Below are 12817 nucleotides of genomic sequence, written 5' to 3' on the forward strand. Positions count from 1 at the left end.
CGATATGAGCCCCCAAACCGCTGGTGTGCTCCAGCTGCTCGCGCTGATCGGCGCCCTCGCGCTGGCATACCGTCCCCTGGGCGACTACATGGCCCGCGTCTACTCCTCCGAGAGGCACTACCGACCGGAGAAGTGGATCTACAAGGCCATCGGCGCCAACCCGTCGGCCGAGATGCGCTGGCCCGCCTATCTGCGCGGCGTCCTCGCCTTCTCCGCCGTGAGCGTCCTCTTCCTCTACCTCTTGCAGCGCCTGCAGGGCAGCCTCCCCGGTTCGCTCGGCTTCTCGTCGATCGACCCGGACCAGGCGTTCAACACCGCCGCGTCGTTCGTGGCGAACACGAACTGGCAGTCGTACTACGGCGAGCAGGCCATGGGCCACGTCGTGCAGACCGGCGGCCTGGCGGTACAGAACTTCGTCTCCGCTGCCGTCGGCATGGCCGTCGCGGTGGCGCTGGTCCGGGGCTTCGCTCGCTCGCGTACCGGTGAGCTGGGCAACTTCTGGGCGGACCTGGTGCGCGGCACCGTTCGCATCCTGATCCCCCTTTCGGTGATCGGCGCGATCATCCTGGTCGCCTGTGGCGCCCTCCAGAACTTCTCCGGCATCCACGAGGTCGGCCAGTTCATGGGCGGCTCGCAGCAGTGGAACGGCGGCGCGGTCGCCTCCCAGGAGGTCATCAAGGAGCTGGGCACCAACGGTGGCGGCGTTTTCAACGCCAACTCCGCCCACCCCTTCGAGAACCCCACCCCCTTCTCGAACCTCTTCGAGATCTTCCTGATCCTCGTCATTCCGTTCGCGCTCACCCGCACCTTCGGCAGGATGGTCGGCTCGATCAAGCAGGGCTACGCGATCCTCGGCACGATGGTGACGATCTGGCTCGGGTTCACCGCGCTGATGATGTGGACCGAATTCCACCACGGCGGCCCGGCGTTCGACCTCGCCGGTGGTGCGATGGAGGGCAAGGAGACCCGCTTCGGGATCGGCGGCTCGTCGATCTTCGCGGTGGCCACCACCCTCACCTCCACCGGGGCGGTCAACTCCTTCCACTCCTCGTTCACCGGCTTCGGCGGCGGCATCACGATGCTCGGCATGCAGCTCGGCGAGATCGCACCCGGCGGTGTCGGATCCGGCCTCTACGGCATGCTGATCATGGCGATCATCGCGGTGTTCATCGCCGGCCTGATGGTCGGCCGTACGCCCGAGTATCTGGGCAAGAAGATCGGCACCCGCCAGATCAAGTTCGCCGCCTGCTACATCCTCATCACCCCGGCGCTGGTGCTCGCCTTCACCGCCGCGGCGATGGCCCTGCCCACCCCGGCGAACTCGATGACCAACTCCGGCGCGCACGGCTTCTCCGAGATCCTCTACGCCTACACCTCGGGCGCCAACAACAACGGCAGCGCCTTCGCCGGCCTCAATGCCGACACCCAGTGGTTCAACAGCACCATCGGTATCGCCATGCTGCTCGGCCGGTTCCTGCCCATGGTGTTCGTCCTGGCCCTTGCCGGTTCGCTCGCCGAGCAGAAACCGGTCCCCGAGACCACGGGCACGCTGCGTACCGAGAAGCCGCTGTTCACCGGGCTGCTGGTCGGCACCATCCTGATCATCACCGGGCTGACCTACTTCCCGGCGCTGGCACTGGGGCCGCTCGCTGAAGGGCTGGCGTCATGACCCACGACATCAAGAAGCATGAGGACCTCGGCTCCATGTCCACCGCCACCTCGCCCCCTGCGACCCCTGCGCCCCACCAGGACGTGCCCACCGGCCACAAGCCGGATGCAGGGCGCGTGGGCGGGGGTCTCTTCGACCCCAAGCAGCTGATCAGGTCCTTCCCGGACGCCGTCAAGAAGCTCGACCCGCGGGTGATGATCAAGTCGCCGGTGATGTTCGTGGTCCTGATCGGCTCGGTGGTCACCACCGTGCTGGCCCTCAAGGACCCGAGCGACTGGTTCGGCTGGGCGATCACCGCCTGGCTGTGGCTGACCACGATCTTCGCGAACCTCGCGGAGGCCGTGGCGGAGGGCCGGGGCAAGGCGCAGGCCGACACCCTGCGCAAGGCCAAGACCGACACCGTCGCCCGCCGCATCACGGGCACCGGTGCCGGCACCACCGAGGAACACGTACCGGGCACTGACCTGCGCATCGGCGACCTGGTGGTCTGCGAGGCCGGCGACATCATCCCCGGCGACGGTGACGTCGTCGAAGGAGTCGCCTCGGTCGACGAATCCGCCATCACCGGTGAGTCGGCGCCGGTGATCCGCGAGTCCGGCGGTGACCGGTCCGCGGTCACCGGCGGTACCAAGGTGCTCTCCGACCGCATCGTCATCAAGATCACGACGAAGCCCGGTGAGACCTTCATCGACCGGATGATCAACCTGGTCGAGGGCGCAGCCCGGCAGAAGACGCCCAACGAGATCGCGCTGAACATCCTGCTCGCCTCGCTGACCATCGTCTTCCTGCTGGCCGTCGTCACGCTCCAGCCGTTCGCGATCTACGCGGGCGCCGAACAGTCGATGATCGTGCTGACGGCGCTGCTGGTCTGCCTGATCCCCACCACCATCGGCGCCCTGCTCTCCGCCATCGGTATCGCCGGCATGGACCGGCTGGTGCAGCGCAATGTGCTCGCGATGTCCGGCCGCGCGGTCGAGGCAGCGGGCGATGTGTCGACGCTCCTGCTGGACAAGACCGGCACCATCACCCTCGGCAACCGGCAGGCCGCCGAGTTCGTCCCGGTCAAGGGCGTCACCGAGGCAGTGCTGGCCGACGCCGCCCAGCTGTCCTCGTTGGCGGACGAGACCCCCGAAGGCCGGTCCATCGTCGTCCTGGCGAAGGAAAAGTACGGGCTGCGCGAGCGCCACCAGGGCGAACTGCGGGATGCCGAGTGGGTGGCCTTCACCGCCCAGACCCGGATGTCGGGTGTGGACGTGGACGGGCGCAAGGTGCGCAAGGGTGCGACCGGTTCGGTCGTCGCCTGGGTCAAGGAGCGGGGCGGCAGTGTTGCGGAGGACGCCCAGGCGCTCACCGACCGGATTTCCCAGGCTGGTGGCACGCCGCTGCTGGTGGCTCTGGAAGACGCGGAAGGCGCCCGGGTCCTGGGTGTCATTCACCTCAAGGACGTCGTCAAGGAAGGCATGCGGGAGCGGTTCGACGAACTGCGCCGGATGGGCATCAAGACGGTCATGATCACCGGTGACAACCCGCTGACCGCCAAGGCCATCGCCGAGGAGGCCGGAGTCGACGACTTCCTGGCCGAGGCGACGCCCGAGGACAAGATGGCGCTCATCAAGCGCGAGCAGGCGGGCGGCAAGCTGGTCGCCATGACCGGCGACGGCACGAACGACGCGCCGGCCCTCGCCCAGGCGGACGTTGGCGTGGCCATGAACACCGGCACCTCGGCCGCCAAGGAAGCCGGGAACATGGTCGACCTGGACTCCAACCCGACCAAGCTCATCGAGATCGTCGAGATCGGCAAGCAACTCCTCATCACCCGGGGCGCGTTGACAACCTTCTCGATCGCCAACGACGTCGCGAAGTACTTCGCGATCATCCCCGCCATGTTCGCGGTGGTCTACCCGGGGCTGGACAAGCTCAACATCATGGGGCTGGCCTCGCCCGAGTCGGCGATCCTCTCGGCCGTCATCTTCAACGCGCTGATCATCATCGCCCTGGTGCCGCTCGCCCTCAAGGGCGTGCAGTACCGGCCGACCAGCGCGGACAAGATGCTCCGCCGCAACCTGGGCCTGTACGGGCTCGGGGGCCTGATCGCGCCCTTCGTCGGCATCAAGCTCATCGACCTGCTCATCTCCACCATCCCTGGCATCGGGTGACGTCATGAACAACTCTGTAGGCAACACAGCCCGCCTGATCGGCGCCGGCCTGCGGGCCCTGCTCGTCCTCACCGTGATCTGCGGGATCATCTACCCGCTCGCCGTGACAGGGGTGGCCCAGGCCCTGTTCCACGACCAGGCCAACGGCTCCGAGATCACGTCCCAGGGCAAGGTGGTGGGTTCCGAACTCATCGGCCAGACGTACCACCTGCCCCTGAAGAACCCGGACGACTCCGAGGAGGCAGCCCGACCGGATCTGAAGTGGTTCCAGCCCCGCCCCTCCAACGGCCTCGGCAGCAACAGCGTCAACACCCAGTACAAGCTCCTCCTCTCCGGCGCGACCAACCGCTCCGGGGACAACACCGAACTGATCCAGTGGGTCACCGACGCCAAGAAGGCCGTCATCGCGGACAACAAGACGAAGGACTACGCGGTGAAGCCCTCGGACGTGCCCGCCGAAGCCGTCACCTCCTCCGGCTCCGGACTCGACCCGCACATCTCCCCCGAGTACGCACAGCTCCAGGTCCACCGGGTGGCCGAGAAGAACGGCCTCACCGTGCGGCAGGTCGAGAAGCTGGTGAAGGACCACACCGAGGGCCGGTCCCTCGGGTTCATGGGCGAACCCCGTGTCAATGTCCTCGACCTCAACATCGCCCTCAAGGCTCTGACCGGGGCTTGATGTCGCACACGACCGAGGTCCGGAGCCGGTGGCCCGCGCAGAGTTCGCGCACCGCCGGCTCCGGGCCGTCCGTACCTCAGCCACCCCGCACGGAAGGCGTCACGCCGATGGGAAGGCGTCACGCCGATTGCCAGGTCCTGGAGTCCGAGAGAGCCCCTGGAGCTCGGCGGGGACGACCTGCTCACGAGGCCCGAGAGAGCCTGGCACTGGCTGGCTGAGGCCCGCCCTCTTAGGGCAGAGCCAGGGGCCTGCCTCCGGTGCGACCGGGGGGCGAGGTACGCCCTGCGGCCGGGCCGGAGGCGGTGCAGGGTGGGGGTATGAGCTTCCGGCGGCGTGTTGCGGATCTGTGGCAGCCATGGCGATCCGGTCACGCTCTGTTGGCGATACCCCTGGGGCTGATTCTCGCCATCACGGTCGTCGACATTCTGGCCCCGGGTGACATTCATCTGGGGCCCCTGCTGATTGTCGCCCCCGCCATCACTCCCTGGTTCGCCGGCCCCTGGCTGACCGGCCTGGTCGGCGCGCTCGCCGTGGCGGCCCAGGCGGTCATAGGAGTCCTGCGTGACCAGGACGAACTGTTCTCGACCAACCACCAGGTGCAGATTGCTGCCCTCGCGCTGCTCTCGCTCGTCATCGTGGTCTTCAGTCGCCAGCGTCAGCGCCGCATTCGTCAGCTGGCACAAGTGCGGTCGGTGTCCGAGGCCACCCAAAGGGTGGTGCTGCCACCGCTGCCGCATCGCATGGGCCCGCTGCGGCTGGCCTCGGCCTACCGGGCCGCCGATGACGAGGCGCAGATCGGCGGCGACCTGTACGCGGCGACGCGGACCGGGAACGGCGCGCGTCTGCTCATCGGTGACGTCCGCGGCAAGGGCATGACCGCGATCAGTGACGCCTCCGTGATCATGGGGTCCTTCCGGGACGCCGCCCACCGGTCGGCCTCCCTCGCGGAACTGGTCGTCACTCTTGAGGAGAGCATCCGGCGGCATCTGGCCGAGCACGCCCCGCATGCGGAGGCGGACGAGCTGTACGAGCAGTTCGTCACTGCCCTGGTGCTCGACATCTCCGACGAGGAGCCCATGGCGCGGATGATCAATTGTGGGCACCCGCCGCCCCTCCTGCTGCACAAGCACCACGTGACCGCCCTGTACCCGCGCCACGCCGAGCCCCCGCTGGGCATGTGCGATCTACCGAGGACCGGCCTGACCGTCGACCCGTTCCCCTTCGAGGACGATGACACGCTCCTGCTCTACACCGACGGCATCATCGAGGCCCGCTCGTCGGATGGTTCCTTCTACCCGCTCGCCGAGCGCATCGCCCAATGGGCCGACAGCGGCCCCGAAGCACTGCTGCACCACATCCGCACCGACCTCATGGCCCATGTCGGAGGGCAGCTGAACGATGACGCTGCCGCGGTGGCGATTCAACGCTCTCCCACACTCGACCCCGGCCACCAGCTCAAGAAAGTGGTCCACACCACGTCACCCGATCACGCCGGCTGAGACGCTTGCGGTGGCCGCCTCAGGCACCCGGTCACGGCCGGGAAGGAGCGCGTGGACCATCTGGCGGACGGCCTCAACAGGCGCCGAAGGGCAGCTCGGGGGGACACTGGCCACATGGCAGGGTTCTACACAGCCAAGGCTGAGGTGCACGTCGACGGGGTCGTGGTCACGACCGCGGACGCCGTGCTGAGCGTCCAGGGAACCGCGGCAGAGCAGCACTGGGGTGGTGTTCTGCACGCCGATCCGGACGACGATCTGCTCCCCATCCATGAGGCGGGCGAGCTCGTCATCCGACTGGCCAACGGAAACGAGGGCAAGTTCGATCTCCTGCCTTCGGCCGACCTGGGAAATGGCTTCCTCCCCATCTCAGGAGTGGGCGCACCCCCGTTCTGAAGGCCCGGCATTCCCTCCCGCGCATGGGCACGCCCCCACGGCCACGGAGTCTCGCGCCAGGGGCGCCGGGGCGCGTATCGGCTTCCGCCTCTCCGGGCCGGGGCCGGCAGGCCCTTCTCGGGCTCTGCGCTGCCTCGGACTCTGCACTGCGCTTCGCTGGGCTGCGCTGCGCTGGGCGAACTTGTCGGATCGATCGCTAAGGGGATCAGGCGCGGGGCGCGGAGGCCCCGGTGCCGCACGACTGGCGCCTCCGGGCCACGTCACCTCCCTGCTGCTCCAGCGGGCGCACAGCCGCCGGGAGTGCCACCCGCGTCGTGACGCGCCCCGTGATGCGCACCGTGATGCGCACCGAGAGGAAGAGACATGACCGCCTCGTACGAAACCCTCACCACCAGGCTGGACGGCACCGTCCTGTCCGCCACTTTCCATGCGCCGCCGATCAACCTCATCGGTCCCGAGGTCGTGCGTGACCTGGTCGGGCTGCTCGATGAGCTCTCCCGTCCGGACGCTGCCCGCGTGGTGGTCTTCGACAGCGCGGATGGCGACTTCTTCTTCCCGCACGTCGACATGACGCACGTCGCCGAATACACCGCCGAAGCCGCGAAGGGCGGGGGTCCGGGCGACGCCTCCCTGGGGATGCTGTTCCGCAAGCTGAGCCAGATCCCGGCCGTCACCCTCGCCAAGCTCCGCGGCCGGGCACGCGGGGCGGGCAGCGAGTTCCTCCTCGCCTGCGACATGCGCTTCGCCTCCCGGGAAACCGCCGTCCTGGGCCAGCCCGAAGTCGGCATCGGCGCCCCGCCCGGCGCGGGCGCGATCCAGCACCTCACCCGCCTGCTGGGCCGGGGCCGCGCACTCGAAGCCGTACTGACGTCAGCCGACTTCGATGCCGAACTCGCCGAACGCTACGGATGGATCAACCGCGCGGTGCCCGACGCCGAGCTGGACGCGTTCGTGGCCGGCCTGGCCGCGCGCATCGGGGGCTTCCCCCGCGATGCGCTGATCGCAGCCAAAGCAGCCATCAACGCCATCAGCCTGCCCGCTCGCGCCGACGTACGCGCGGATGCCGCCCTCTTCCAGCAGCTCGTGCGCAGCGAGGCAACGCAGCAACGCACGGCAGCGCTGTTCAAGCGGGGCTTCCAGACCCGTGGCCGAACCGAACTCGACCTCGGTGACGCACTGGGTGAATTGAACGCCGTCGACTGATGCGGATGACGACGGCTCGGGATCCGTGCGCGGGCAGGGCGCCCGCCCGATCGCCACATCCCCGCACCGGCTGCCGGTGTGGCCGGCCGCGTCATGCTCGATGGACGAGGAGTTCCGTGTTGCGGTCCGTGGGGGTGCCTGCCATCACCTCGTGGACACCGCCGGACATGCCGGCGGCGGCGAGGCCGGGAGCGTTGTAGGACAGCTCGCGGTAGAGGGATGCCAGACCGACGGCCGACAAGTCGCCGAAGTCCGCGCGGTGCGGTGCGGCGGACTCAATGAGCGTGGTGAACAGGGACAACGTCCCGTCGTGGTTGTCGGCAAGCTCGATGATCCGCGCATGCTGCGGATAGTCCACGTGGGAGGCGGTGTTGACCTCCCAGAAGGACCGGGCGGCCGTCGGATGGACGTGCGGTCTGATGTGGTTCACGTGACTGTGACCGTTGATCCATGCCACCACGTTCGGGAACCGGCTCAGCAGGGCGATGAGCTCCTCGCCGTCGTGCCGCGTCTCCTCCGTACGCGCCGAGTCGGGGCGCCGCGTCATGCTCGGGCTGTGATGGTGGCTGAACACGAGAATATGCGCGTCGTCGGCCCCGGCATGGCGCACCGGTCGGCCGTCCGCGTCGTAGTGGACAGCGCTGTGTGCGGCCAACGTCCGCTCCAGCCAGCGGAGTTGCTCGGTACCGAGTGAGCCTTCGAAGTGGCCGCTGCGGTAGGTGGTGTCGATGCTGATGCCGATCACGCCCTCCGCGACGGCGAATGTGTAGTACATCTGCTCCCCGTCCAGATGGTTCTCGGTGTATCCGTGCCCGATCGGTCCCGCTCCGGCGAAGGCCGGGTCGAGATGCGCACCTACGTACTCGTGCGGCGTGAACATGCGACGACGCTCGTCGGCGCTCACGGTCCGGGCTCGGGCGGCGTTGCGGGCCAGGATCTCTTTGAGCACCGCGCTCTTGGGGTCGTCGCCGGTTCGCAGCACCTTGGCGAAAGCGGCCACGTCGGCGTCCGGTACGGAGAACAGCTTGCGTGCCCCGGTGATGTAATCCGCCAGTACGGGGTCCTGCGGGGCCAGGCAACCGCCCGGCAGGTCATCGTGGTTGCCGGGCGTCGAGTACCAGGGGATGCGCAGACCGGGGCTGGTGACCGGGCGTATCGCGGCTTCGAGGTAACCGGGTATCCGCGGCAGGCCGCGTGCCTTGTCCTGGTCGCGCAGGCCGGCGTCCGGATGCCAGTACAGCGGGAGGCCGGAGTTCTGCACGCCCTCGTACGAGGCCGGGTCACCGGTGTTGGGGGTGATCCGGCCTCCGCTCATGAGCGTGAGGAACCACTGCAGCTCCACCATGGAGTGGTTGTCGATGTTGTCACCCGTGGACATGACGAACGCCGGCGGGCGTTCGGTGTGGGGACCGCCGCGGAGCGCGTTCACCTGCTCCACCAGTGAGACCGCGCCGGCCACCGACAGCGCCTCCTGCCCTCGCCACGATCCCGGCGAGCCGGCGCGCAGGAACTCGCTGCGCAAGGGGCTCTGGACGTCCGCCACATGAAGGTCGGTGAACTGGACGAAGCACGCCAGAGCCGTCCGTCTGTCCTGGCGTCCGGACCCGGCCGCGGCGAGCTCGGGCCGGACGACCAGGGGCCATCCGGGGCCCGAGGTGATGCGTCGGTAGCCCCCGCTGCCGGTCAGCCGCGCCGATGTCTCCAGCGTGGTGGTCCCGTACGGTGCCGCGCGCCGGAGGCCGGGAGGTGTCGGTGAGGAGGCGGCCGCATCCTGCGGGGGCCCGGCGCTGGACGGCGTACCGCTGTGGCGCTGCCCCGGGAGTGCCCATGCGGCGCTGGTTCCGGCGACGGCGGCACCGGAGGTGAGGAGGAATCGACGACGGGTGGTTTCCGTACCGGCCATGAGGCCCTCCGCGCTGTGGCCGGAGTGCCCGACCGGAGTGATGTCAGTAAACGGAACAGCTCACTCCGAAAGCTGGCGTACGAGCGTGACCTGAAGCTGAACGGTGCCGGAACCGGGAACACCCATCGCCCGTCGACACGGCCCGTCGACGCGAGGAGATCACTCAGCCGACCGGGCCCTCCCCACGACCTGCCCCCGGCCGAACCACTGGGCCGGCCCGATCAGGCGACACCGAGCCCTGGACCCCGGCCGCGAAAGGTGCCGAGACCGCGTCGCGCCTCGCCGAACCATGGGTAGCCGCGCCTCGGCGAACCGCGGGTAGCCCTCACCACGCCGTCTCCCTCACCACGCAGCAGGCGCCCGGCTGCACTGCGGCCCGATCGGTGGACGCTCACGCAGCGGAGCCGACCCGTAGGTTCCCCGCGCCCTGCTCCGCAACGGCCAAGGGCCGGCCCGCGTGGTCCAGATCCGGACGAAACGCCCTACGCGTCCTTGTTGGCCTTGAGCTTCTTCCACACCGTGCTGAGCGCCTGCAGGTCATCCTCGTCGAGGAGGTCGGTGAAGACGGGGGCCAGGCACTCGCGGCGGGTGGCGTCGGCCGCCTCGAAGAGCTCGTGCCCCTCGGCGGTGAGAGAGACCTCGACGGAGCGGGCGTCGCTGGACGAGGGGGTACGGGTGACCAGCCCGCGGCTCTGGAGGGCGTCGACGACGCGCGAGACCTGGCTGCGGCTGAGCATGGTGCTGTTGCCCAGGACCGAGGCCGGAACGGGGTCGGGGCTCGCGGCCAGCCAGAGCAGGACCTCGAACCAGGAGACCGGAAGATCGTGCGCCTTGATCAGGGCGCGGTCCACGCGGTCCGTCAGGACGGTCCCGGCCCAGACCACCCCATAGAAGGCGTGGTCGGCCACCGGCATCTCCGCCTGCGTGAGCTTCTTCTTCGGCATGTCGTCAGCTTAGCGGTTGCGTGTACGCACACATAACTCTATGGTGTGTGTACACGCACTTAAGTGCATCGAGATCGACATCGATCGACATCCCTGCGCCACGAAAGGCCTCCCCCATGTCTTCCCCGTCCCCCAAGGTCGTCCTCATCACCGGCACCTCCTCCGGCATCGGCCTCGCCGCCGCCGTCTCCGCCGCCCGCGCCGGCTGGACGACAGTCGCCACGCTGCGTGACCCCAGCCGCTCCGACGCCCTGCGCGAGGCCGCCGCCGAGGCCGGCGTGGACCTCGACATCCGCCGGCTCGATGTCACCGACGAGGCGTCGATCACGTCCGCGATCGACGGCGTGCTCGCCGACTACGGACACCTGGACGCCGTCGTCAACAACGCGGGCGCCGGACACATCGGCACCCTGGAGAACGAGTCCGTGGCGGACGTCCGCAACGTCATGGAGGTCAACTTCTTCGGCGTGCTCAACGTCTCCAAGGCGGCCATGCCCCACCTGCGCACCGCCCGCGGCCGTCTGATCACCGTCACCAGCGTCGGCGGCGTCATCGGACAGCCCTTCAACGAGGCCTACTGCGCGGCCAAGTTCGCCGTCGAGGGATACATGGAGAGCCTGGCCCCCCTGGCCGCGGCTCACGGCGTGTCCGTCTCCGTGATCGAACCCGGCGCCGTGGCGACCGAGTTCGTCGCCAACGCCGGCGTCGACCTGGACGCGGCCGTCGCCGATGCCGGGGTCTACGCACCCCAGCTCAACGCCTACCTGACCCGCATGGCCACACAGTTCCTCGACGGCGCGCAGACCTCCGAGGGCGCCGCGGAGTCGGTACTCGAGGCGCTCACCGCGGACGAACCCGCCTTCCGCCTCCAGACCTCCGACTGGGCCCGGGGCTTCGTGGGCACCAAGCTCACCGACGTGGACGGCTCCGCGACCCTCGGCCTCACCACCAGCTGGCTCGCCTGACCGCACCCACCCGGGCGAGGGGCACTCCCCCGCGCACGTACCGATCCCCTTGGTCCGTGCCCGCACCCCGGATACGGGGTGCGCACACCGGGCCGACCGGCAAGACGCTCCCCTAGCGACACCCCATGCAAGATGCGGCCGGCCACGTGAGGGTGCCGCCAAGGGCGACGTGGCCAGGTAGCGAGCGAGATTCCTCTGGTCGCGAGTGCCGGGTCGCCCCCGATCGACCGACTCTCCGTACTACGGGCCGAAGAGCATCTGAGCACGGCACAACGCCAAGGACCGCGACGAATTCCCCTTCGCCTCTGCCTTCAACGGCGCTGCCGAGTGCGAATCAACCGGCGGCTCTACCGGCGACGTCAGGAAGCTCCTCGAAGGCCTGGAGGACGGCTTCGTTGTGCAGATCGACTGACTACTGAGGCGGTGCGAGCACTGGGAGGCCCGCACCGCCTCGATCGTGGTCGGGCCAGAACTGCACAAGCCACCGCTCGACGCCATGCACCACACCGACATCCTCGGTCATCCGCCGGACCTCAGCCCTCCCGGCAGAGCCCACCCACACCCGCCGGCGTCCGCCGGCATCTCCGAGAAGGACGATGTCGTCCGTGCGTTCCATCCCCCACACCGCCAGTTCGCCACTGGACGTCTCCAGGACCACCTCTTCCCGCTCCTCCCACTCTTCCTTGGCTCGGGCTTCAGGCAGGCCGTCCCACACCTCCACCACGACGGCAGCGGTGTGCGTGTGCCCGGCGCTGTAGAAGTCGAGCCGGCCCGGGAAGACATTCACGTACCTTCCGAACTCGGTCTCATCCGGGTAGGGAACAGCGAGCGACGCGTCATCCGACTCCTGCAACGCGAAGCCGTGATAGGCCACACGAACCCGCAACTGCTGCCTGCGCACCAACTGCGCATGACGCCTCCCAGTTCAAACAGGTCCAACCCACCCCTACCCAGGCGCGGCCCGCCATGCCGCAATCCGCTTGAGCTGCCGCCGGCCGGGTCGACACACCAGTGCACGTCTTCATTCTGGCCACCAGGAACAGCCGCGCAGGGTGCCGCGGAGCACTTCGGCGGCCTGTGGCCACAGACTTCCCGAAGAGGACGAGGAGCCCCCGGAGGCGGCAGGGGGCCTAGCTCGATGGGATGGACGACGAGGCGGGCGCTGCCCAGTGCACCTCCTGGCCGGCAGCGGTCACGGTGAGCCGCGCGCGGTCCCGCTTCGGTCGGCCGATGGTGTTCCAGTGGTGCCAGGCGTCGCACACCACTTCGGGAGGTACCGAGCACCGCCAGGCCGAGCGTCGTCTTGCCGCTGCCGGACGGGCCGACGACGGCGGTGACGGCGCCCGCCGGAACGGTCAGTCCTACCCCGTCCAGCAGCGGCCGCTGCGCTCCGCCGGCATGCGCGG

The 12817-nt window shown here is 69.0% G+C and carries 10 protein-coding genes; 7 read left to right on the forward strand and 3 right to left on the reverse strand.

Annotated features, from left to right (window positions below):
* Positions 1-4: 4 nt before the first annotated feature.
* The 6 genes from kdpA to ACIRQ7_RS06045 all read left to right on the forward strand — a co-directional run bounded on the left by kdpA (position 5) and on the right by ACIRQ7_RS06045 (position 7599).
* Entirely contained in the window at positions 5-1669 is a 1665-nt protein-coding gene (gene kdpA, locus ACIRQ7_RS06020; RefSeq protein WP_404260241.1) for a potassium-transporting ATPase subunit KdpA, read from the forward strand.
* Positions 1666-3825 carry a potassium-transporting ATPase subunit KdpB gene (gene kdpB, locus ACIRQ7_RS06025; RefSeq protein WP_404260242.1) on the forward strand — a complete coding sequence of 720 codons (2160 nt, stop codon included), beginning with the start codon at positions 1666-1668 and terminating at the stop codon, positions 3823-3825. Before kdpA ends, kdpB begins: the two co-directional genes overlap by 4 nt.
* 4 nt (positions 3826-3829) lie before the next feature.
* Complete coding sequence (locus ACIRQ7_RS06030; RefSeq protein ID WP_404260244.1) at positions 3830-4504, forward strand: potassium-transporting ATPase subunit C; 675 nt, start codon at positions 3830-3832, stop codon at positions 4502-4504.
* Positions 4505-4881: 377 nt separating this feature from the next.
* Positions 4882-6003 carry a PP2C family protein-serine/threonine phosphatase gene (locus ACIRQ7_RS06035; protein WP_404260245.1) on the forward strand — a complete coding sequence of 374 codons (1122 nt, stop codon included), beginning with the start codon at positions 4882-4884 and terminating at the stop codon, positions 6001-6003.
* A 114-nt stretch (positions 6004-6117) separates the two neighbouring features.
* On the forward strand, positions 6118-6396 hold the full coding sequence (locus tag ACIRQ7_RS06040) for a hypothetical protein (RefSeq protein WP_403671962.1): 279 nt from the start codon (positions 6118-6120) through the stop codon (positions 6394-6396).
* Positions 6397-6759: 363 nt separating this feature from the next.
* A complete protein-coding gene (locus ACIRQ7_RS06045) occupies positions 6760-7599 on the forward strand; it encodes an enoyl-CoA hydratase/isomerase family protein (RefSeq protein ID WP_404260246.1) in 840 nt (279 codons plus the stop codon).
* 91 nt (positions 7600-7690) lie between these two features.
* Here the strand turns inward: ACIRQ7_RS06045 and ACIRQ7_RS06050 are convergent, their stop codons facing one another.
* The gene (locus ACIRQ7_RS06050) at positions 7691-9502 is read right to left on the reverse strand and encodes a TIGR03767 family metallophosphoesterase (RefSeq protein ID WP_404260248.1); all 1812 of its coding nucleotides are present in this window, start codon (positions 9500-9502) and stop codon (positions 7691-7693) included.
* A 482-nt stretch (positions 9503-9984) separates the two neighbouring features.
* Positions 9985-10446 (reverse strand): MarR family winged helix-turn-helix transcriptional regulator, encoded by a 462-nt coding sequence (locus ACIRQ7_RS06055; RefSeq protein WP_403671953.1) that lies wholly within the window; start codon positions 10444-10446, stop codon positions 9985-9987.
* A gap of 116 nt (positions 10447-10562) precedes the next feature.
* Between ACIRQ7_RS06055 and ACIRQ7_RS06060 the strand changes: the two genes are divergently transcribed.
* Entirely contained in the window at positions 10563-11411 is an 849-nt protein-coding gene (locus ACIRQ7_RS06060) for an SDR family oxidoreductase (protein ID WP_404260250.1), read from the forward strand.
* Between the two features lie 412 nt (positions 11412-11823).
* On the opposite strand, the gene ACIRQ7_RS06065 is transcribed toward ACIRQ7_RS06060, so the two are convergent.
* Entirely contained in the window at positions 11824-12312 is a 489-nt protein-coding gene (locus tag ACIRQ7_RS06065; protein ID WP_404260252.1) for a hypothetical protein, read from the reverse strand.
* Between the last annotated feature and the right edge of the window lie 505 nt (positions 12313-12817).

The sequence above is a fragment of the Streptomyces sp. NPDC101393 genome (genome assembly GCF_044767385.1).
In the GTDB taxonomy this organism is placed as follows: Bacteria; Actinomycetota; Actinomycetes; order Streptomycetales; family Streptomycetaceae; genus Streptomyces.

Bases quoted from the DNA above. Each gene is read 5' to 3' on its own strand.
- ACIRQ7_RS06060 (WP_404260250.1), top strand. From the start codon at position 10,563: ATGTCTTCCCCGTCCCCCAAGGTCGTCCTCATCACCGGCACCTCCTCC.
- kdpA (WP_404260241.1), top strand. From the start codon at position 5: ATGAGCCCCCAAACCGCTGGTGTGCTCCAGCTGCTCGCGCTGATCGGC.
- ACIRQ7_RS06055 (WP_403671953.1), bottom strand. From the start codon at position 10,446: ATGCCGAAGAAGAAGCTCACGCAGGCGGAGATGCCGGTGGCCGACCAC.
- ACIRQ7_RS06040 (WP_403671962.1), top strand. From the start codon at position 6,118: ATGGCAGGGTTCTACACAGCCAAGGCTGAGGTGCACGTCGACGGGGTC.
- kdpB (WP_404260242.1), top strand. From the start codon at position 1,666: ATGACCCACGACATCAAGAAGCATGAGGACCTCGGCTCCATGTCCACC.
- ACIRQ7_RS06050 (WP_404260248.1), bottom strand. From the start codon at position 9,502: ATGGCCGGTACGGAAACCACCCGTCGTCGATTCCTCCTCACCTCCGGT.
- ACIRQ7_RS06030 (WP_404260244.1), top strand. From the start codon at position 3,830: ATGAACAACTCTGTAGGCAACACAGCCCGCCTGATCGGCGCCGGCCTG.
- ACIRQ7_RS06045 (WP_404260246.1), top strand. From the start codon at position 6,760: ATGACCGCCTCGTACGAAACCCTCACCACCAGGCTGGACGGCACCGTC.